This window comes from Undibacterium sp. Jales W-56, from assembly GCF_025548535.1.
In the GTDB taxonomy this organism is placed as follows: Bacteria; Pseudomonadota; Gammaproteobacteria; order Burkholderiales; family Burkholderiaceae_D; genus Undibacterium.
In genome coordinates this window covers 48,473-70,484 of record NZ_JAJLQW010000005.1, presented here as the reverse complement: position 1 = coordinate 70,484, position 22,012 = coordinate 48,473, and the positions used below count along the sequence as shown (strand labels likewise).

20 protein-coding genes are annotated in these 22,012 nt (G+C 53.7%); 17 read left to right on the top strand and 3 right to left on the bottom strand.

The window, feature by feature from the left end; genetic code table 11:
* Positions 1 to 4 precede the first annotated feature (4 nt).
* From alc to uraH, 3 genes are all read right to left on the bottom strand, one after another.
* A complete protein-coding gene (gene alc, locus LPB67_RS13980) occupies positions 5 to 1,015 on the bottom strand; it encodes an allantoicase (protein WP_262837890.1) in 1,011 nt (336 codons plus the stop codon).
* 18 nt (positions 1,016 to 1,033) lie between these two features.
* A complete protein-coding gene (locus tag LPB67_RS13975; protein ID WP_262837889.1) occupies positions 1,034 to 2,263 on the bottom strand; it encodes a urate hydroxylase PuuD in 1,230 nt (409 codons plus the stop codon).
* 63 nt (positions 2,264 to 2,326) lie between these two features.
* On the bottom strand, positions 2,327 to 2,677 hold the full coding sequence (gene uraH, locus LPB67_RS13970; RefSeq protein ID WP_262837888.1) for a hydroxyisourate hydrolase: 351 nt from the start codon (positions 2,675 to 2,677) through the stop codon (positions 2,327 to 2,329).
* A 217-nt stretch (positions 2,678 to 2,894) separates the two neighbouring features.
* Between uraH and LPB67_RS13965 the strand changes: the two genes are divergently transcribed.
* The 17 genes from LPB67_RS13965 (at position 2,895) to LPB67_RS13885 (ending at position 21,931) form a co-directional block, all read left to right on the top strand.
* Positions 2,895 to 3,608, top strand: a complete 714-nt coding sequence (locus LPB67_RS13965) for a GntR family transcriptional regulator (RefSeq protein ID WP_262837887.1) — start codon at positions 2,895 to 2,897, stop codon at positions 3,606 to 3,608.
* Positions 3,605 to 4,570, top strand: a complete 966-nt coding sequence (puuE, locus tag LPB67_RS13960; protein WP_262837886.1) for an allantoinase PuuE — start codon at positions 3,605 to 3,607, stop codon at positions 4,568 to 4,570. Before LPB67_RS13965 ends, puuE begins: the two co-directional genes overlap by 4 nt.
* Positions 4,571 to 4,589: 19 nt before the next feature.
* Entirely contained in the window at positions 4,590 to 5,108 is a 519-nt protein-coding gene (gene uraD, locus LPB67_RS13955; protein ID WP_262837885.1) for a 2-oxo-4-hydroxy-4-carboxy-5-ureidoimidazoline decarboxylase, read from the top strand.
* A 331-nt stretch (positions 5,109 to 5,439) separates the two neighbouring features.
* Positions 5,440 to 6,453, top strand: coding sequence for an AI-2E family transporter (locus tag LPB67_RS13950; protein ID WP_262837884.1), 1,014 nt, complete (start codon positions 5,440 to 5,442; stop codon positions 6,451 to 6,453).
* Positions 6,454 to 6,499: 46 nt separating this feature from the next.
* Positions 6,500 to 6,802 (top strand): antibiotic biosynthesis monooxygenase family protein, encoded by a 303-nt coding sequence (locus tag LPB67_RS13945; RefSeq protein WP_262837883.1) that lies wholly within the window; start codon positions 6,500 to 6,502, stop codon positions 6,800 to 6,802.
* A 527-nt stretch (positions 6,803 to 7,329) separates the two neighbouring features.
* Positions 7,330 to 8,628: a glutamate--cysteine ligase gene (gshA, locus tag LPB67_RS13940; protein WP_262837882.1), complete on the top strand. Its 1,299-nt coding sequence runs from the start codon at positions 7,330 to 7,332 to the stop codon at positions 8,626 to 8,628.
* A 290-nt stretch (positions 8,629 to 8,918) separates the two neighbouring features.
* Positions 8,919 to 9,857, top strand: a complete 939-nt coding sequence (gene gshB / locus LPB67_RS13935) for a glutathione synthase (protein WP_262837881.1) — start codon at positions 8,919 to 8,921, stop codon at positions 9,855 to 9,857.
* A gap of 96 nt (positions 9,858 to 9,953) precedes the next feature.
* Positions 9,954 to 10,361 carry a PTS sugar transporter subunit IIA gene (locus LPB67_RS13930; RefSeq protein WP_262837880.1) on the top strand — a complete coding sequence of 136 codons (408 nt, stop codon included), beginning with the start codon at positions 9,954 to 9,956 and terminating at the stop codon, positions 10,359 to 10,361.
* 44 nt (positions 10,362 to 10,405) lie between these two features.
* Complete coding sequence (locus LPB67_RS13925) at positions 10,406 to 10,675, top strand: HPr family phosphocarrier protein (RefSeq protein WP_262837879.1); 270 nt, start codon at positions 10,406 to 10,408, stop codon at positions 10,673 to 10,675.
* Positions 10,676 to 10,772: 97 nt separating this feature from the next.
* Positions 10,773 to 12,524, top strand: coding sequence for a phosphoenolpyruvate--protein phosphotransferase (ptsP, locus tag LPB67_RS13920; RefSeq protein WP_262837878.1), 1,752 nt, complete (start codon positions 10,773 to 10,775; stop codon positions 12,522 to 12,524).
* Between the two features lie 239 nt (positions 12,525 to 12,763).
* Positions 12,764 to 13,939 carry a homoserine O-succinyltransferase MetX gene (locus LPB67_RS13915; protein ID WP_262837877.1) on the top strand — a complete coding sequence of 392 codons (1,176 nt, stop codon included), beginning with the start codon at positions 12,764 to 12,766 and terminating at the stop codon, positions 13,937 to 13,939.
* On the top strand, positions 13,936 to 14,538 hold the full coding sequence (metW, locus tag LPB67_RS13910) for a methionine biosynthesis protein MetW (RefSeq protein WP_262837876.1): 603 nt from the start codon (positions 13,936 to 13,938) through the stop codon (positions 14,536 to 14,538). The genes LPB67_RS13915 and metW overlap by 4 nt, the downstream gene beginning before the upstream one ends.
* A gap of 32 nt (positions 14,539 to 14,570) precedes the next feature.
* A complete protein-coding gene (locus tag LPB67_RS13905; RefSeq protein ID WP_262837875.1) occupies positions 14,571 to 14,735 on the top strand; it encodes a hypothetical protein in 165 nt (54 codons plus the stop codon).
* A 9-nt stretch (positions 14,736 to 14,744) separates the two neighbouring features.
* Positions 14,745 to 16,085 carry an AmpG family muropeptide MFS transporter gene (locus tag LPB67_RS13900; RefSeq protein ID WP_262837874.1) on the top strand — a complete coding sequence of 447 codons (1,341 nt, stop codon included), beginning with the start codon at positions 14,745 to 14,747 and terminating at the stop codon, positions 16,083 to 16,085.
* 130 nt (positions 16,086 to 16,215) lie between these two features.
* Positions 16,216 to 17,088 (top strand): M48 family metallopeptidase, encoded by an 873-nt coding sequence (locus tag LPB67_RS13895; RefSeq protein WP_262837873.1) that lies wholly within the window; start codon positions 16,216 to 16,218, stop codon positions 17,086 to 17,088.
* 669 nt (positions 17,089 to 17,757) lie between these two features.
* Complete coding sequence (locus LPB67_RS13890) at positions 17,758 to 20,103, top strand: TonB-dependent receptor (protein WP_262837872.1); 2,346 nt, start codon at positions 17,758 to 17,760, stop codon at positions 20,101 to 20,103.
* 127 nt (positions 20,104 to 20,230) lie between these two features.
* Positions 20,231 to 21,931 (top strand): bifunctional metallophosphatase/5'-nucleotidase, encoded by a 1,701-nt coding sequence (locus tag LPB67_RS13885; RefSeq protein WP_262837871.1) that lies wholly within the window; start codon positions 20,231 to 20,233, stop codon positions 21,929 to 21,931.
* Positions 21,932 to 22,012: the final 81 nt, after the last annotated feature.

The following is a 22,012-nucleotide window of genomic DNA, read 5'->3' as shown; positions in this document are numbered from 1 at the left end:
ACATTCAGGCTAGGCGGCTCCACAGACGCAGGCGAGACACGCCGCCATCCGGGAAAATGTTGAAGCGGATATGCGTAATTGGTCCCAGCGCGCTGATCTCATTCGCATAATCATGCTGACGATCCATTTGCAGTGGCTGTTCCGGCAGCAGCACGGGCCAAAACATCGATTGCGTGATTAAAGACGTCTCTGTCCCGCCTTGCATCGATGCCGCCTGTATCATGCAGCGATCAGGATAATTGCCTTTGAAATGGCAGGTATCGACTTCAATTTTTTCAACGATGCCAGGATGTGCCAGCGCGATGATGCACCAGTCATTGCCAGGTTCACGGCGACGGCGGGTTTCCCAGCCATCGCCCATATTCACGCCGCGACCGGGCATCAGCAAGCTGGATGCCAAGCCGAAATGCTGATTATTCGTGCCAACGATATGGCCGCCGTTTTCCATGGCAATCAGGTCGAACAATTGCTGGCGGTCGGCAGCGGCCCAATCCGTTTGTGGCTGGGCATACACGCGCAGACGCGCGACGCCGCCGTCGGGATAAATGTTCAGGCGCAAATGGGTGTACGCCCTGCTGCTCTGGATCGCATGATAGTGATGGCTATTGCCCTGCAAATTCACTGAAGGCAGCACTTCTTCCCATTGCGTTTGTGCATCAGGCTCGCCTTGCGCCAGCATCGCGCCCTCGATCGACGCAGCGGGCGGGTAATTGCCGGTGAAATGGCTGGTATCGAGATCGACGCCCTGAATGATGCCGGCGCGCGCCAGTTTCAGGATGCACCAGTCATGACCATTCACGCGCTTGCGACGCGATTCCCAGCCGTCCATCCATTTGCCATTGGTATCGTATTTGCCGGGAATGAAAACTGCCGGCTCGGGATTCAGCATACGTGCCATGTCAGCGAAAAAATCGTCGCTGCAGGCGAGCGTGCTGGCGCCCAGGCGCGGGTCTGCCAGGTTCGGGTAGCGCCGCGTGAATTCCGGTGCGTTAGGATCGGTAGTGATGATGGCCATGTTGTTTCCGTTCTCGATTTATTTGCTCACTGATTTATCCGCTGGTTTGCCGGTTTTAATGCCTTGGCCGGCACTGCGCTCAAACCATTGTGCAATCAACGCACGTTCTTCTTCCGTGATATGCGTCAGATTTCCTAAAGGCATCAGCCGCGTTTGCACGACTTGCTGATAAATCAGTTGCGCTTTGGTTTGGATCAATTCCGGCTGATCCAGCAGCAGGCCTTTGGCCGGTGCGTCCATCAGGGTCGGATGGGCCGCATGACATTGTATGCAGCGCGTATTGATGATGGCCTGCACCTGAGCGAAGTGATCGCCGGCGGCCTGTCCGGTCAGTACAGTAGTGGGTTTGGGCATGATCCAGGCAGCCACGCCCGCCAGTATCAGGATAGCGAGCAGCGGATAGCCGGCTTGCGTTGTTCCCTTGTGTCGCAGAATAAAAAACTGCCGTATCAACACCCCGGTCAGCATGACCAGCACCAGCACCAGCCAGTTCGCTTCATGCGTGTAGGTCATGCTGTAATGGTTCGACATCATCGCGAACAGCACCGGCAGAGTGAAGTACGTATTGTGCACGCTGCGCTGCTTGCCGCGCTGACCGTGGATAGGATCGACAGCTTGGCCCGCCTTCATGGATGCCACGATTTTGCGCTGACCCGGAATAATCCAGAAAAATACATTCGCACTCATGATCGTCGCAATCATCGCACCGACAATCAGAAACGCTGCGCGACCGGCAAACACATGGCATGCGGCCCATGCCGCCGCAATCACAAAGCTGACGATCGACAGGGATAACAGTTTTTCATTCTTGCTCACAAACCGGCACAGCAGGTCATACACGATCCAGCCCACTGCCAGAAACCCCAAGGCCAGCAAGACCGCCTCAGCGGACGACAGACGCATGACATCCGGATCGACCAGATAGGTTTTCGCATTGAATAAATACAGTACCGTGAACAAGCCAAAACCGGACAGCCAGGTGCTGTACGATTCCCAATAAAACCAATGCAGATCCTGCGGTAACTTTGGCGGTGCGCCCATGTATTTTTGCGGATTATAAAAACCGCCGCCATGCACTGCCCATAATTCACCGGCGACGCCTTTGTCTTTGAGCTGCGCATCTTCCGGCGGAGTCAGGTGATTATCCAGCCAGACAAAATAAAAAGAAGAGCCTATCCAGGCAATCGCGACGATCACATGCAGCCAGCGCAATAGCAGATTGGCCCAGTCCAAAAAATAAGCTTCCATCAATCTTCCTAAATCTTAAAAATACGCTTGACCCGGTGCGACTCAAGCCTGGCAGGAACTATGTCAGCTACCGCGGTAAGTCGAGTAGCTCCAGGGCGTAACCAGTAGCGGCACGTGATAATGCTGTTCGGGATGGGCGACGCCGAACCGTAATGTCACCACGCCGAGAAAAGCGGGACCGGCTGTGCCGGCAGCCTGTGCAAAATAATGGCCGACATCAAAGTCCAATTCATAAATGCCCGCAAGCAGCGCATCGGCTTCGAGTAAAGGACGATCGCAACGCCCGTCGGCATTGGTACTGGTGCTGCTTAAAAGGGTGCGTCGACCGTCTTCAATCCGGTGCAATTGCACGCTGATACCCTGCCCCGGCCTGCCATTCGCGGTATCCAGCACATGCGTCGTGATTCGTCCCATAGCAATTTTTAAACTCACTTTCCAATTAAACTTGAAATCAATATTGTCGACAATCTTAATGATGAAATTTTGTTTGTGTCAAATAAATACTTGATATTCAATGATATTTATGAGGTTACTGATTGTGGGAATGTTACAACATTATTTGCAATTGTCGACAATCTAGATTTAAATGTTAGGCATCACGACTTTACATAGCAAGCAGATCGCCCTCTTTATGACCACTGTAACTGACACCGCTCTGATCGATTCAGAAGAGCGCATGTACCGCGAGATTTATGATGCCATCATGGAACATCGCTTACCGGCGCGCACCAAATTGACAGAGCAATCTTTGAGCCAGATCTATGGCCTGGCCCGCCATGGTGTGCGCAAAGTGCTGGGACGCCTGTCGGCCGATGGACTGGTCGATCTGGAAGCGAACCGCGGCGCCTTCATTGCCAGTCCCGGTGTGCAGGAGGCGAACGATATGTTTGAGCTGCGCCAGACCCTGGAACAGATGGCGATCGAAAAAGCCTTGGCCGCTGCCAAGCCAGCGGATATCCGTGCCTTGCGCAGCCTAGTCGAGCGTGAACGTGATGCGTATCAAAGCGGTGACCGGCCGCAATGGATACGTTTATCGGCGGATTTTCATATCGCGCTGGCGCAGTTGAGCGGCAATCAATTGCTGGTCGGGATGTTGCGGCGTCTGGTATCGCGCACCACACTGCTAATCTCGAACCAAGCTACGTCAGCCAACGTCGGCAGCCAGGCCTGTTCATTTGACGAGCACTTGAACGTGGTCAATGCGCTGGAACGTAAAGATAAAAAACTCGCCTTGCAGGAAATGAGCCTGCACCTGAATCGCTGCGCCTGCCGCACACCCAAGGCCGCAGAAAAAAACTTCGACCTGCGTGCCGCTCTCGCTAAAACCTCAGCCAAATCATCATGACGATCAACCCAGCAAACCAAGCCGCGAATCAACACTACCCGCGCGACCTGATCGGCTATGGACGCCACGTCCCGCATGCCCGGTGGCCGCAGCAGGCAAGAATCGCGCTGCAATTCGTGTTGAATTATGAAGAGGGCGGCGAAAATTGCGTCTTGCACGGCGATCCGGCGTCCGAACAATTCTTGTCCGAGATCGTTGGTGCGGCAGCCTACGAGGCCCGTCATATGTCGATGGAATCGATATATGAATACGGCTCGCGCGCCGGGGTCTGGCGCATCTTGCGCGAGTTCGAGCGGCGTCAACTGCCTCTGACGGTATTCGGTGTCGCGATGGCCTTGCAGCGTCATCCCGAACTGACCCAGGCCTTTGGTGAACTGGGGCATGAGATTGCCTGCCACGGATTGCGCTGGATTCATTATCAGCATATGGATACAGCGACCGAGCGCGCCCATATGCAAGAAGCGGTGCAAATCCTGCGCGAACTGACGGGGCAGGCACCTTTGGGCTGGTACACCGGGCGTGATTCGCCGCATACCCGCCAGCTCGTGGTAGAGCATGGCGGCTTCGTATATGACGCCGATTATTACGGCGACGACCTGCCCTTCTGGACCGCAGTGGCGTTGCCGGACGGCAGCCACCGTTCTCATCTGGTGGTGCCGTATACCCTCGACAGCAACGATATGCGCTTCGCCACGCCGCAAGGCTTCAATAGCGGCGAGCAGTTCTATCAATATCTTAAAGACAGTTTCGATGTGCTGTATGCCGAAGGCGATCCTGCGGGACAAAACGCGCCGAAGATGCTGTCGGTCGGCATGCATTGCCGCTTGCTCGGACGGCCGGGCCGGTTCCGTGCGCTGCAGCGCTTTCTGGACTATGTGCAAGCGCATGAGCAGGTCTGGATTTGTCGCCGCATCGATATCGCCAGGCACTGGATCGCGACGCATCCAGCGCCGTCTGTCTGAACAAAAACCAAATCACGATATGAACCAGCAACGATCAATACAAGCAATCAATCAACTGAGCCAGGCGCAATTTGTTCAACTGCTGGGCGGCATCTTTGAACACTCGCCCTGGGTAGCGGAACGCGCCTTTGCACGGCATCCATTTGCGCGGGTACAGGACCTGCATAAAGCCATGGCAGATGCCGTACTGGAGGCGCCGCTCGCGATGCAACTTGCCTTGATCCGCGCCCATCCCGAGCTGGCAGGCAAGGCGGCCGTGCGTGGTGAGCTGACGGCAGAATCGACGCGTGAGCAAAGCGCTGCGGGTTTGAGCGAATGCAGTGCAGAAGAATTTGCGACTTTGCAACAACTGAATGCCGATTACAACGCCAAATTCGGCTTCCCTTTCGTGATCGCCGTCCGTGGGCATGACCGTCACAGCATCATTGCGCATTTTTCGCGCCGTCTGGCATCGACCCAAGCAGTGGAAATACAGGAATGTCTGGAGCAGATTATCAAGATAGGCGGGTTTCGTTTAGCGGATGCGGTGCGTGACTAAGGCACTGACCGCTTTCCTATGAATCTGGCAGTGCGTATTTTGCACTTATTCTTCCTTGCGTGTATCGCTACGCCTCAGTTACTCACTCCCTTGCGCCTCCTTTGCCCAAGCGGGCGTTTCAATCAGGTAGCGTAATATCGGCCTTGGTACGGCCTGGCTCATTGCCTCGGGAACACCGGGCAATGCGCTGCTTTGCGGGTACATTCAATCCGGAGGTGGTCAATGTCGTTTGTTTCATGGACAATATCCTGCATTGGTCGGTCGATCTAGCCGGGCGCCTCAACGTAGCCGGGCGCTTATTTACTCAATCAGAAATTCATTATTAATCACTATGACCCAAACCACTAAATTCAACGCGCCGCTATGGGCATCCTATGTCTTGGCGGTGCTGGCTTTGTTGCTGGTCTTGAAAGCGGGTTTACTGACGGCTTTGTTTTCTGGCCTGCTGGTGTACTCGTTGATCCACTTGCTGGCACCGGCGATAGAAAAGAAATTCAGCAGTCAGCGCTCGCGCATGCTTGCCGTGATTTTCTTGTCCGTGCTGATTGTGACTGCGATCACCGTCATGATCTGGGCGCTGTACGCCTATCTGCGCAGCGACGGCGGCAATCTGCATGCCTTGCTGCAAAAACTCGCCGATATCATCGAGGCATCGCGCAATCAAATGCCGGAATGGCTCAGCGCCAACTTGCCGGGAGATGTGGACGATCTGAGGGCGATGCTGAGCAGTTCCTTGCGTGATCATGCCGGCGAAGCCAAGACACTGGGGCAAGAGGCTTTGCATGTGATCGTGCATCTGTTGCTCGGCATGGTGATCGGCAGCATGGTGGCCTTGCAGGATACGCTACAGCCCGCCAACTACCGGCCGTTTGCGGCAGCTTTGCATCAGCGGGTCGCAACACTGGGTCTGATGTTTCAAAAAATCGTTTTTGCCCAGGTCCGCATCTCGCTGATCAATACCGCGTTCACGGCGACTTATCTGATGATCGTGTTGCCGCTGGCCGGCATCCATTTGCCGCTGACCAAGAGCATGGTCGCGATCACGTTTATCGCCGGCCTGATCCCGGTGGCCGGCAATATCGTGTCGAACGCGGTAATTGTGATCGTCAGCCTGTCGCATTCCCTGCATGTCGCCGGTACATCGCTGATCTTCATGGTCGTGATCCATAAACTCGAATACTTCTTAAACGCCCGCATCATCGGCGCCCAGATCAATGCCCGCTCATGGGAATTGCTGACGGCGATTCTGGTCATGGAAACCCTATTTGGCTTACCTGGCGTGGTCGCGGCACCGGTGTTTTATGCGTATCTCAAGAAAGAACTGACCGACCAGGGACTGGTATGAAGCATTGATGCACAGAACTCATTACTCAATTTAGAAAGGACGCACCATGATTTTAGAACTCGCCGACATCCGGATTCAGCCCGGCAAACAAGCGGAATTCGATCTGGCCATTCAACGCGGCTTGACCGAAGTGATCTCGCAGGCCAAGGGGTTTTGTGGCTATAAAGTAAATAAAGGCATCGAATCGCCAGAGCGTTATGTGCTGATGATTTTTTGGGAAACGCTGGAAAATCATACGATTGATTTCCGCGAATCGCCTGCGTTTTTGCAATGGCGCGGCATCGTCGGCTCGTTTTTTGCCGTAGCGCCGACGGTCGAGCATTTCAAGCTGCTGGCCAAATCAGCCTGACTGCAGGGCTGCGGACCTGTAAATAATTCAATTAACAATAGGACTTGCGCAATACGACAAGCTGCTTATCACAATTCAGATTGAATCCGCAGGCGGGATGCGGCTTCCAGCGGCATTTCGCGCCAGCAGGCGCATCCAGCTTGCGGGTTCATTTTAGGAAACTGCTAAAAACCCTTTAATCGAGGTGCAGCGCTAGGCACAAAACGCACAGCAATACGTCGGTATTGCGAGGCTTTGTAACGACGCGATGCGCTCGAGTAGGGGGTTTTTAGAAGTTCCCTTTAATATCAGCACCCTATGAAGTCCGTTCCTCTCCTGCCTTTTCTCTGTGTCTCTGTGGTGAGAGGTTTTGGTTTTTATATAAATCCTGATCATTTAAGTCCAGACACCCCAGACGCAGAAGTGTGGCATATCTTGATAATTGCCATTTCATCCCAAGCTAGCAAGACCAGACACCCGATTGCTGATTCCCGTTAAAATCGGCTTTTAAGTGTCCGCTCTTAGTCTCCGCTATCAATAAGGTCAATATGGTTCCGCATCTCGTCACTGCCCTCAACGGCCCCTTGCATGATCTAGAAAAGAAAATTCTCGAAGCCACGCCGGCGATTGAACGCTGGTTCCGGCTCGAATGGCAAGAGCACACGCCGCCGTTCTATTGCTCGGTCGATCTGCGCAATTCGGGCTTTAAGCTGGCGCCGGTGGATACCAATCTGTTCCCGGGCGGCTTCAATAATCTTTCGCAAGAAATGTTGCCGCTCGCCGTGCAGGCGGCAATGGCGGCAATCGAGAAATATTGTCCCGATGCGAAGAACCTGCTGCTGATCCCCGAGCGCCACACCCGCAATGCGTTTTATTTGCAAAACGTGGCGCGCCAGATGCAGATTTATCGCCAGACCGGCCTCAATGTGCGCCTCGGCTCCCTGTCCGACGAGATTAAAGAACCGACCCCGATTGACCTGCCCGACGGCACTCAACTGATCCTGGAACCGCTGGAGCGTTCAGCCAACGGACGCCGTCTCGGCTTGAAAAATTTCGACCCTTGCACGATCGTCCTGAACAATGATTTATCGGCCGGGATTCCCGCGATCCTGGAAAATCTCAACGAACAAACCCTGTTGCCGCCATTGCATGCAGGCTGGGCCGTGCGTCGCAAGACCAACCATTTTTCTGCGTATGACGAAGTGGTCAAAAAATTCGCGAAGCTGGTCGATATCGATCCGTGGATGCTGAATCCCTATTTTGCGAAATGCAATGGCATCAATTTCCAGGAGGATACCGGGATTGATGCACTGGCGGCGACGGTCGATACGGTATTGGCGAAGATACGCAAAAAATACAAAGAATACGGCATTAAAGAAAAACCCTTCGTGATCGTCAAGGCGGATGCCGGGACTTACGGCATGGGTGTGATGACGGTGCACGATTCCACCGAACTGCGCGATCTGAATCGCAAGCAACGCAATAAAATGGCGGTCGTCAAAGACGGTCTGGAAGTGTCCGATGTGATCGTGCAAGAAGGCGTGCACACCTTTGAACAGATCAATGAATCGGTCGCGGAACCGGTCGTGTATATGATAGACCGTTACGTGGTCGGCGGTTTTTACCGGGTCCATGAAGATCGCGGCGTCGATGAAAACCTGAACGCGCCTGGCATGCATTTCGTCCCGCTGGCATTTGCCCAGCAACATGCGGTGCCGGACATGAAAGCCAAGCCGGGCACGGCTGCGCCGAACCGGTTTTATATGTATGGCGTGGTGGCGCGACTGGCTTTGCTGGCAGCATCGCTGGAGTTGGAAAGAACCGATCCGAATCCTGAAGTGTATTGATGTGGTCTCATTAATTCCGGCATGACATGCTCCCCTCTCCCGCTTGCGGGAGAGGGGTTGGGGGTGAGGGCGTTTGAGCGATACAGGCATCAAATTTTCTAAAATGCTTCAATTTGCTAAATACACAGATTGCGCCAACTAGAATCACCCTCACCACGCAGAAACGAGGGAGTTATCTTGAACGGTTTAAATAGATGCACGGCGTCTCGCGCTTAAGCGTCAAAAAATAGTGCGGACGATGCGCCGGTTTTTTGACCGATTATTTTTTGCAATTCATTTAAAGAATCAACATGAAAATCGCCTTCCTGACCGATCCCCTGGATCAATTCAAAACCTACAAGGACTCCACCTTTGCGATGATGCGGGAGGCGGCGCGGCGTGGCCATGCGTTGTACGCTTTCGGCCCCGAGGACATGGCGCTGGAGGGCGGCGCGGTGCTGGCGAATATCCGCCGCATTACCCTGACCGGCGAGGCTGACGACTGGTATCGTGCAGAGACAGCGCAAGCGATGCGCCTGAGTGAATTTGATGCGGTGCTGCAGCGCAAGGATCCGCCCTTCGACATGGAATACATTTACGCGACCTATTTACTGGAGCTGGCCGAGCAACAGGGCGCACGGGTATTCAACAAGCCTGCGGCGATTCGCAATCACAATGAAAAGCTCAGCATCGCGCAATTCAGCCAGTTCACCGCACCGACGCTGGTGACGCGCGATGAACAGAGGATTCGCGCTTTTCACCAGACCCATCAAGAAATTATCCTGAAACCGCTGGACGGCATGGGCGGCGCGGGCGTATTCCGCATCCGTGCAGACGGCATGAACCTCGGTTCGGTGATCGAGACCCTGACCGTGAACGGTAGCCGGACCATCATGGTGCAGCGTTATATCCCTGAGATCGCGCAGGGCGATAAACGCATCCTGCTGATCGGCGGCAAGGTCGTGCCTTTTGCCCTGGCGCGGATTCCGCAGAACGGCGAAGTGCGCGGCAATCTGGCGGCCGGCGGGGTCGGCGTGGCGCAGGAACTGACGGCGCGCGATCTTGAGATTGCACAGACTTTGGCGCCGGTGCTGTACCAGCGTGGCCTGTTGCTGGTAGGATTAGATGTCATTGGGAATTATTTGACGGAAGTCAATGTCACCAGTCCGACTTGTTTCCAGGAGATTACGCAACAAAAAGGCTTCAATGTGGCAGGCATGCTGATCGATGCATTGGAGGCGGCAGCCTGATACCAATCAATATACTCGGATAGGGTATATTTTAATATCTAGATAAATAGTGCGGAGTAAGCATGGTTTTTAAGCATACTCCCAAGGAATGTGAATATGGTCGGGATCCTTTTATTAACCCATACACCGTTAGGTTCGGCTTTTATTCAGGCGGCATCGCATGTGTTTCGCGGCAGGCCAGAGCGGCTGGAAGCCATCGATGTGATTGCCGATCAGAGCATCGATGAAGTCAATCATCTGGCCCGGGAAGCGGTCAAACGCCTCGATGACGGTTCCGGTGTCTTGGTCATGACCGACATCCTGGGCGGCACGCCGTCGAATTGTTGCCGTCAGCTCGGCGAGCCGGACCGGGTCGCGACGATTGCCGGCATCAGCATGCCGATGCTGCTGCGGGCGATCACCTATCGTCACGATAATCTCGACGTGGTGGTCGAGATGGCGTTGGCCGGCGGGCAAAACGGCGCCCTGCGCGTCGATAGCCGGGTCCGGCTTTCCCCCCATTAGTTCTCCTTAATGTTGTTCGTTCTGTTCAAAAAAGTGAAAGCATAATGATCCAGCAAGAAATCGAAATCGTAAATAAGCTAGGCCTGCATGCGCGTGCTTCGGCCAAATTCACCCAGTTAGCGAGCAAATATAAAAGCGAGGTCTGGCTCACCCGTAACAGTCGTCGCGTGAATGGAAAATCCATCATGGGCGTGATGATGCTGGCAGCCGGCAAGGGCAGCAAGGTCATGCTGGAAACCGAAGGTGAAGACGAACAAACCTGTTTCGACGCCATCCTCACGCTGGTCAACGATAAATTTGGCGAAGGTGAGTAGCCAGGATTTGACAGGCTTATTTTGTATGGCTTGGCAGTAGCAGGTAAGTCGCAGCACGATCAATCAGCGAAATAAAAGAATAACGAGGGTACAAAGCGTGGCGTCATTTACATTGCAAGGCATCCCCGTATCACGCGGTATCGCGATAGGCCGCGCCCATTTACTGCGTCCCGCTGCGCTGGATGTGCAGCACTATCTGATCGCGCAAGAACAAATCGAGGCCGAAGTAGCGCGTCTGCGGGAGGCTATCACGCAAGTCCACCGGGAACTGCAGGCGATTTGGGCCGATTTGCCGCAGGACGCGCCGACTGAGCTGGGCGCCTTCCTTGACGTGCATGCCCTGATCCTGTCCGATCCGGTGATTTCCGAAGCACCGCTGGATATCATCCGGACCCGCCATTACAACGCCGAATGGGCGCTGGTCACACAGATCGATGCCTTGTCAGCCCAGTTCGACGAGATTGAAGACGACTACCTGCGCGAGCGCAAAGCCGACATCCAGCAAGTCGCCGAACGGGTACTCAAAGTCCTGACCGGCAGCGCCCATGACCTGCCGCGCGAAGCCGGCATCGATGAACGCAACGCCAATATGATCGTAGTCGCGCGCGATATTTCGCCGGCCGACATGATGCAATTCCGGGATGTGGCGTTCGCCGGATTTGTGACCGACGAAGGCGGCCAGAACTCGCATACGGCCATCGTCTCGCGCAGTCTCGGCATCCCCGCCGTAGTCGGTCTGGGGAACGCCTCGCGCCTGATCCAGCAAGACGACTGGTTGATTATCGACAGCGATGCGGGCGTGGTGATCGTGGCACCCACGCCGCTGGCGGTTGAGGAATATCGTCACCGGCTGGCGGCCCTGTTAAAGGCGCGTAAAAAATTAGCCAAGCTGAAAAAAACGCCGGCGGTTACCCAGGATGGGATAGAGATTACCCTGCTGGCGAATATCGAATTGCCGCAAGATGCGATCAGCGCGATGGAAGCCGGCGCCAGCGGCGTTGGCTTATTCCGCTCCGAATTTTTATTCATGGGACGCACGGGACAAGAACATCAGTTGCCGAGCGAAGAAGAGCAATTCATCGCCTATCGCGATGCGGTATTAGCGATGAAAGGCAAGCCTGTCACGATACGTACGCTGGACGTCGGCGCCGACAAGCCGCTTGATACCAGCGACCATAATATTCTGAATCCCGCATTGGGTTTGCGGGCAATCCGCTATTGCCTCGCCGAGCCGCAATTATTTTTAACGCAATTGCGGGCGATCTTGCGCGCCTCGGCATTCGGCCCGGTGCATATTCTGATCCCGATGATGGCGCATGCATTTGAGATCGATCAGTCCCTGGACTTGATTGAGCAAGCCAAGGAATCGCTGCGCCGCGAATCGCAAAATTTCGATGAAACCATCCTCGTCGGCGCCATGATTGAAGTCCCGGCAGCGGCCTTGAGCTTGCCGATGTTCGTCAAGAAGCTCGACTTTCTTTCGGTGGGTACGAATGACCTGATTCAATACACCTTGGCGATCGACCGCGCCGATCATGAAGTCGCGCATTTGTACAGCGATATTCATCCGGCCATTTTGCAATTGCTGGCGATGACCGTGACCGCCGGGCAGAGAGCCGAAATCCCGGTGGCGATTTGCGGCGGTATGGCAGGCGATCTGCGCCTGACGCGCTTGCTGATTGGCATGGGCTTCCGCGAATTATCGATGCCCGCTGCCTTGCTGCCGGAGATTAAGCAAGAGATCCTGAATACCAATGTCGGCAATCTGCAGGCGCTAATCAAAAAAATCCTGCACTCGTACGATCCCGAAGTGATTCAGGAATATCTGACCCAATTGGTTTCCATCTGACGGCTGTGCTGGTTCCGGTTATACAGGGGACGGTTTGACGCCCGCCCCAGACTTCGCTATCCTTGTTGCATTGCGCCGATTTGAAATCAGCTTGCGGGCGCAGTCTGGAATAACTCCAAGACAATAAATACGGCTAAAGCGAGCTTGAATGCACGCAGCATCCCTCCCATTCAGCCCCCCTTTTAGCCTTCCTGTATTGCAGTAAATCAGTAACCGAGATTCTATCTCTAGGAAGACGCATGACTATAAGTTCGTCCACAACCGATCATAGCGCGGATGCCAATACCAACAGTAGCGTAGGCATCGTTGCGCCACAGGCTTTCCATTTTGCCGATGCATTGACTTTGCAAAGCGGCGCGACGATCACCGGCTACACCCTGATGGTGGAAACCTATGGCACCCTGAATGCCGATAAATCGAATGCAGTGTTGATTTGCCATGCGCTGAACGCCTCGCACCATGTAGCCGGCGTGTACGCCGATCAGCCCAAGAATGTGGGCTGGTGGGACAATATGATAGGTCCGGGCAAACCGGTGGATACCGATCGTTTTTTTGTGATCGGGATTAACAATTTAGGCTCGTGCTTTGGTTCCACCGGACCTATGCATCAGAACCCCAATACCGGCAAACCTTATGGCGCCGATTTCCCGGTCGTCACGGTTGAGGACTGGGTGCAGGCACAAGCGCTGGTCGCCGATCGTCTCGGCATCCGGCAATTTGCCGCAGTCATGGGCGGCTCGCTCGGCGGCATGCAGGCCCTGGCCTGGAGTATGCTGTTTCCCGAGCGCCTGCGTCACTGCGTGGTGATTGCCTCGACCTCCAAATTATCGGCACAGAATATTGCGTTCAACGATGTGGCGCGCCAGGCGATCCTGACCGATCCGGATTTTCATGGCGGCGATTTTTATGCGCATAACGTGGTGCCGCGCCGCGGCTTGCGCGTGGCGCGCATGATCGGCCATATCACCTATCTGTCGAATGACGACATGGCAGAAAAATTCGGACGCGATCTGAAGTCGGGAGAATACCAGTTCGGCTTCGGCGTCGATTTTGAAATCGAATCTTATCTGCGCTACCAGGGTGATAAATTCTCCGATTATTTTGATGCGAATACCTATTTGCTGATCACCAAGGCGCTCGATTATTTTGACCCCGCCAGACAATTCGACGGCGACCTGAGTAAAGCCCTGGCGCGCACCAAGGCAAAATTTTTACTCGCGTCCTTTACGACCGACTGGCGTTTTTCTCCGCAATGTAGCCGCGATATTGTGCAGGCGCTGGTCAGCAACCAACGCACTGTCAGCTACGCCGAAATCGATGCGCCGCACGGCCATGACGCCTTCCTGCTCGACGATGCGCGTTACCTGAATCTGGTGGCGGCTTACTTCAACAATATCGCCCGGGAGCTGCAATGAATTTTTCTGAACTCAGCGAACTGCGTCCCGACCTAGCTTTTATTGCGCACTGGATCAAACCACAGACGCGCATTTTAGACGTCGGTTGCGGCGACGGCGTCATGCTCGATTATCTGCAAAGCGATAAACAATGCGCCGCTTACGGGATTGAAATCGCCGATGATAAAGTGCTGGCCTGTACCCAGCGCCGCGTGAACGTGATCCAGCAAGACATGGAAAACGGCCTCAGCATGTTCCAGGATAATGGTTTCGATACCGTGCTGTGCTTATCCTCGTTGCAGATGATGAAGCATGTCGAAGCGCTGCTGCGCGACATTGCCAGAGTGGGCCAGGAAGCGATTGTGTCGTTTCCTAACTTCGGTTACTGGCCGCACCGCACGGCGCTGTTGCGCGGCAAAATGCCGGTGTCGAAATCCTTGCCGTATGAATGGTATGACACCCCGAACCTGCGCTGCGCGACCATCTACGATTTCGCCGATCTGGCGACCGAAGTAGGCCTGGACGTATTGGAATGTGTGGCCTTGCATGAAGGTCGGCCAGTCACGTTTTTACCGAATTTGCGTGGTAGTCTGGCGGTGTTTCGTTTGAGGAAAAAATGATGATTTCATGGAGTAATCACCTGAGTAGACGCATGCTGATACGCGTCTTTCCCGACTTCCGTTCGGGTTTGTCCCCGTTCATTCCGGCGCCCGGCATATTCAGTGGCTTGCTGCGGCTCGGCGCATTGCTGCACTGGCAGGTCAGTGCTGTGATCGCCTCTGTACCGTGGTTCGCACGCACGCCAGTAATACGATAGCGGCGGGCGATGTCCAACGTTTCCACCGCCCCAGCCCGCCGCAAACGCTCCACGCTCGAAATGCTGCGCGAATTGCAGCAGCCGAAGGTCGCGGTGATGCTCGCGCTTGGCTTCTCGTCGGGCCTGCCGTTCCTGCTCACCGCCAACACCTTCGGTTACTGGCTGCGCGATGCGGGCACCAGTCTGCTCGCCATTGGCTTCATTTCCTGGGTAGGCTTCGCGTACGCATTCAAGGTCTACTGGTCGCCTCTGGTGGATCGGCTTGACCTACCGCTGCTTGGGCGCCTTGGCCGGCGTCGTGGCTGGATGTTGCTGTGCCAGCTGCTGGTGGCGATCGGGCTCGTCGGCATGGCGATTGTCGGCACCAACGGCGGTCTCGTTGCGATCGGCGCGTTTGCATTGCTCACCGCGTTCGCGTCGGCGACGCAGGACATCGCGATCGATGCCTGGCGCATCGAGGCTGCGAGTGATTCGGATGAAGTCGGCCTGATGACGTCGGCCGCGCAACTGGGCTATCGCATCGCGCTGCTGGTGACAGACGCACTCGTGATCGCGATGGCCGCCCGCATCGGCTGGTCGCTGTCGTACCTCGCGATGGCGGTGCTGATGGTGATCGGCGTGGCGGCGACGCTCTTCGCTTTTGAGCCCATCCGGGCAGACGTCGTGCTGGCCAGCAAGCCGTCGCTATGGACGCCACGCGGCATAGCAGACGCGGCGGTCGGCCCCTTCGTCGATTTCTTCGCCAAGCATAAAACCGCGGGCCTCGTGATGCTGCTGATGGTCGCGCTTTACCGCCTGCCCGATTTCGTGATGGGGCCGATGTACAACCCGTATTACCACGACCTTGGACTTACAAAGGATACGGTTGCATTTGTGCGCGGCACCTTTGGACTGGTCGCGGTGTTCGCGGGCATCGCGGCGGGTGGCCTGAGTGCCGTGCGGCTCGGTATGATGCCGACCCTGATCGTCGGGCTCGTACTGGAAGGGGTCGGGACCGCAGCTTTCGCCCTGCTGAGCCTGCATCCCGAACCGATCTTGTTTTCCGCCGTGATGACGCTCGATAGTTTCGCGCAAGCCTACGCTGGCGTCGCGCTGGTCACGTACATGTCGAGCCTCACGAGCCTCGGCTATACGGCCACGCAGTACGCTTTGCTTTCGTCCACTTATGCCTTGCTGGGCAAGTTTCTTAAGGGTTTTTCCGGCGCGGCGGTCGAGGCTCTAACACCCACGCATGGACTGCTCGGCGCGTACGCCACTGCATTCATCGCTACCGGCCTAACGGCAATCCCGCCGCTCGTCTTGCTGGCACTACTGTGGCATATGCAGATGCGCACCACGCGTAGCGGATAGGAAGGAGTCAGCCGCTATACACATGGCGATCTGGCCAATGTGCCTGGCCGTTCCTGCTGGCTGGGATTCTCACATCCCAACACGAACCTGGACAATGTAGAATGGTGGACTCGATGTTTACGGCTAGCCCATGAAATACCTCGTACTCCTAACTTTCTGCATCCTGGCAGCACACTGCCAGGCGCAAAATAAGCGCGACGAAGACGGCGTCAAAGTCGGCGAGATGTCGATTTTTCGTAAACTGGGCGGCGGCCTGGAGCCGCAGGCTGCCATGCAGTACCAGCAAACTTTGCAGAAGGCACAAGACCAGCATGCATTGGGGCCGGATAACCATCCGCAGGTGATACGGCTGCGCGCCATTGCGGAGAAATTAAAACCCTTTGCAATGCGCTGGAATCCCAAAGCGCCGGAATGGAAATGGGAAGTTAACCTGATCGGCTCGAAACAGATTAACGCCTACTGCATGCCGGGCGGGAAAATCGCTTTTTACACCGGCATTCTCGACACCCTCAAATTAACCGACGACGAGGTCGCGATCGTGATGGGGCATGAGATTGCGCATGCCTTGCGTGAACACGGCGCTGAACGTGCCGGCAAAGCCATGGCAGCTAATTTTGGCGTCAAGCTGGCGGAGATTATCGCGGGCGCGAAAGGCTATGACCCGAACCTGGCCGGCTCGGTGGCCGGCGGCGCGGCAAATTTAACCATGCTGAAATTCTCGCGTGATGATGAAACCGAGGCCGATGTGGTCGGCCTGGATATTGCCGCTCGTGCCGGTTATGATCCGCGCGCTGGCATAGCGCTCTGGCAAAAAATGGGCATGATAAATAAAAAAGCACCGCCACAATGGCTCTCAACCCATCCCGCAGGCAAAGACAGGATCGCAGAGATCCAGCATCACCTGCCGGAAGTGATGCCTTTGTATGCGCACGCAAAAGGACTTAATTCAGGTGCACTGCCACCTTATCGCAGCAATGTCAAAGAGATCCCCGCGATCGATTAAATCCCAATTCATTCCGCAAAAACTTTTCCACCCCAATCAATTTGCACGAAAATGGTGCAAAATACCTTAAAATGTCTCATTTATGACGCTTTTTTGCAGGGATTTATTCCATGTCACGAAGCCTTCATAATTGAAAGGCAAACTTTGCGTTTGTAAAAATTTGTTGTTAGACTTTACTTTGACGCCGATTTATTGGTTAAAAAAGCGAAAACTACGCTGTTTTTTTCATGCAAACATACGTCAAGAAGACTTTTTTGAAAATGGCATGTTTCCCGTCATTTTGCTTAATAAGTAATTTTTCAGCCTTTATCAGCCTTACCGTACTCTGAAAAAATAGCGCACTAACAGAAAAGCTAGATTTTCCTGTTTTTTTTAAAAAATGAAGCAATCGTTTGCGTAGCCTCCGGCAAATCATTCTTTTTAAGAGAGCAATCGTTTGCGCAATGGCCAAAATCTGCTAGCTTCCTCTCGTTTTGCATGCCCCAAAATGAGGATTTGTTGTGCAGCTACAACGCTCCAAAGCGAGTTGGAAGTCATTTTCAAATTTATTTGCAGCATGTTTTTGTTTTGAACTGAAATCGATCGGCAGTATTTAAAGCAGTAAAGAAATTGGCATCTGATTTGTCATTTTGCAATGAATTCTAAAAACCCTTGATCCTGGAGTAGTAAATGAAACAATCAAGAAATTCCTCCGCATTTCCATCGCGTTTGTCGATGCTTGCTGTCGCTTGCCAATTAGTCTGCTTGAGTGCCTATGCACAAACAACGCCACCAGCAGAAACCAACGAACCAAGCGATCCTAACCGCGTGACCATCACCGGCAAAAAAGTCGGTATGGGTTTGATGGTGCAAGAAACCGCGCCAAAGGCACGCAGCACGATCACTGCTGAAGAATTGGCAAAACAACGCCCAACCGGTAATGCCTATGAAGCCCTGGAATTGATGCCAGCGGTGAATAGCTATAACTACGATGCAACCGGCTTGTTCGGCGGCGGTTTGACACTGCGCGGCTTCAATAGCGATCAGATCGGTGCAACGATTAACGGCGTGCCAGTGAACGACTCCGGCAGTTTTTCCGTTTACCCGCAAGAATTCGTCGATCAGGAAAACACTTGTACACAATTTGTGACGCAAGGTTCCACCGACGTTGACTCTCCCCAGATTGGTGCGACCGGCGGTAACTTCGGTATCACGACTTGCGATCCATCCAAGACCAAGAACATTCGCCTGATGCAAACGGTTGGCGGTTTGAACCTGTCTAAAACCTATGTGCGTTACGATACGGGTATGCTGGATGAACGCTCACGCTTCTTCATCTCGGTATCGCATGCACAGGCTGACAAATGGAAGGGCTTGGGCGGCGCCAACCGTGATCACGTCGATATGGGATTCCGCGTTGATTTCGATCGCTTCAATTCGATCAACGGTACGATTTTGTATAACAAGGCCATCAACCAGAATATCAGTACCTTCAATTTGGCTGATTTGGCAAAAAATGGCTATTACTACGATTACGCCACAACCTTCTCTGGTCACGTAGCGCCAACACCGGGCAAACCTGGTAGCGATGCTAACCCCGCATTTGCTGATGCTTACTACCAATTGACTAAAAATCCATTTGAAAATGTGATTGCGTCTGCCGTAGGTAAGTTCCGCTTAGGTGAAAACACCGATATCAAAGTGGTTCCTTATTTTTGGTATGGTTACGGGACAGGTGGCAACCAACAGCGTTTGCAAACTGAATCTGCGTTCTTAAATCGCGCTACAGGAAAAAATACCGCTGGCGTTGACTTGAATGGTGACGGGGATACGTTAGATAAAGTAATCGTTGCAAATAGTAGTGTAACGCGCACGAATCGTCCTGGTATCACCGCATCTGTTACGCATTCAATCGGAAACAATCAGTTATTAGCCGGTTTCTGGTTTGAACGGGCAATTCACGAGCAATTCGGTCCTATGGTCGCAGTGGATGCCAATGGTAATGCCAGCGACATCTGGTTACGTCAGGGACGTATTTTGCGTCCAGACGGCACGCCATTCCAGAGCCGTGATTGGAAAACAATCAGTACTGCTTACCAGTTCTTTGCGCAAGATACCATCAGCATGATGGACGATAAGTTGACGGTCAACGTAGGCGTACGCGCGCCAACAATGAAGCGCGACTTCACCAACTACCCTAGCGAGGGCTATGGCATTGGCTACAATATTCAAAAGCGCTACTCCGAATTGTTGCCGCAATTAGGCGCTCGTTACCAAATCGATTACAACAACTCGTTGTTCGCAAGTTTGGCAAAAAATATGAAAGTTCCGCCAAATTTTGTGTATTCTAATTTGCCAGTTGTTAATGGTGTAGCGACATTACCGGTAGATGTTAAGGCCGAAACCTCATATAACCTGGACATCGGTTATCGCTTGCAAAGTGAAAAGCTGACTGGCCAAGCCACGGTATATTCAGTTGACTTTAGAGATCGCCAGGCAACCGCCTATGACCCTATTTCCAATACCAGCAGCTTAAGCAACGTTGGCAAAGTAAAGACGCAAGGTTTCGAATTGGAACTAGGCAACACACCAGTCAACGGTTGGTCTTTTTATAGCTCTTTGGGCTATGCAAAAAGCGAAATCAAAGATAATTTGGTCGTCAGCAAAATACTCACCCAACCTACAGCGGGTAAGCAAATGCCTTTGACTCCAGAGTGGAAAGCCGGTCTGAGCGCGCAGTATGAAACCGGCGTTTGGTATGCTCGACTCAAAGCAAAATATACCAGCACGCAACAAGCCACATTGGTGAACGATGAAGAAATTCCTGCCTATACTGTCGTTGGATTTGATGCAGGCTATCAATTTCCAAATACAACTTACCTCAAAAAGCCAACGTTGCGTTTGAGTATCAGCAATCTGTTTGATGAAAAATATCGTAACTCAAATTCACAATCTAAAGTGAGCGCGGCTGCCGGTGTCTTCTATTACATGGGCGCGCCACGTTTAACGTCGGTCACCTTCTCGGTCGACTATTGATTGACGACAGAAAAATGGGGGTTACTACGCTGAATTAAATAAGCAATTCAGCGCATAACAATCCGAACTGTACTAGCCTGCAATATCGCAATGCGTTATTGCAGGTTTTATTTTTTCAGGAACCGCTATGTTCAACATAAAATCAGCCGCCTCCCTACTCACGGTCTTGCTAATGACCGCTTGTGCGATGCCGAAACAGCAGCTAGCCGGCACGACCGAAATCACGATTTTCAGCATCAACGATTTTCACGGCAATCTGCAATCGGATAAGCCTATCCCCTACCTGGCACCGGTCGAAGGGCTGATAACGAATGGCAAAGCAGCGACCAAGCCCGCCGGTGGCTATGCCTATTTAGCCAGCATCTTAAAAGACCGCAGAAAAGCAACGTCGGCCAGCATACTGGTCGGTGCGGGCGATCTGATCGGCGCGTCGCCGATAGGTTCATCGATCTTGAAGGATGAACCGGTGATTGAAGGCCTGAACCAGCTCGGGCTGGATGTGAGCGCGGTCGGGAATCATGAATTTGACGGTGGCCGTCAGGATTTGCAACGCAAGATGAATGGCGACTGTCCGGCCAGTGGCTGTGAGTTTCCTGGATTCAAGGGCGCCCGATTCGACTACATAGCCGCCAATGTCATCGATAAGGCCAGCGCGCGGCCTTGGCTGAAACCGTATGTGATTCGCCAGGTAGGCGATATCAAAGTGGCGTTTATCGGCGCTGTGACATCGGACACCCCTAATTTGGTATCCGCCGAAGGCATCAAGACTTTACAGTTCGATGAAGAAGCCAATGCGATCAATCGCTTTGTGCCGGAGATCAAGGCCCAGGGAGTCGCTGTGATCGTCGTGCTGATCCATGAGGGAGCGTATTATGCCGGTGCTGCCAATGATCCGACCTATCGTTGCGAAGGTTTGAAAGGCCCGATTATCGACATTACCCGCAGGCTGGATAAAGCCGTCACGATGGTGGTCTCAGGCCACACACATCAGGGTTATACCTGCAAAATCGACGGTCGCTTGCTGGTGCAGGCCCGCAGCTACGGCGCCTATCTGACCGAGACCAAACTCACCATAGATCGCCAGAGCAATCAAGTGCTGTCCGCCGATGCCAGGAATTACCTAGTAGATCAAGGTGCCCTGGTGGCCGATCCGATCGCGCAGCAACTGGTCGATCAAGTCGCCGCCCTGACCACAGAAATACGTCAGCGTGTCGTCACCAAATTGAATGCGCCTTTGACGCGCTCCATTGATGCGGGCGGATTCGACAGCGCTTTAGGCAATGTAATTGCGGATGCGCAATTACAGTTCGGATTGCGTTTCGGTGCGGCGGATGTGTCTTTCATGAACGCCGGCGGGATTCGCAGCGACCTGCCTTCTGTCACCGACAGCAAAGCGGTGGAAATCACCTTTGGCGATATCTATGCAGTGCAACCTTTTGGCAATGAATTGGTGAGCATGAGCCTGACGGGCGAACAGATCCATGCTTTGCTGCAACAGCAGTGGTCCGGGCGCGCAGCGGACGATCCAAAAATACTGTTCGTCTCGAACGGCTTCAGTTATCGCTGGAATCCGGCACTGGCTATCTCGCAGCGCATTCAAGACCTGCGCTTGCATGGTCAACCGATACAAGCGACGCGCTCATACAAAGTCATCGTGAATAAATTTTTGGCGGATGGCGGCGACGGTTTCAGCGTATTCAAACAGGGCCAGCAACGGCAAATCATAGGCCACGATCTGGAAGCTCTGGAGGTGCATGTCCAGCAGCAAGGCAGTACATTGTCGGGCGTTAAAAAAGACCGGGTGATGCGTAGCGATGCGGCGAAATAAGCATCGCCAATTTGCTTGGCAAAGTTTCTTGATTATGCCGGTTTTTATACCGATTTAATGAGAGTATGCAGTTTCATTTCC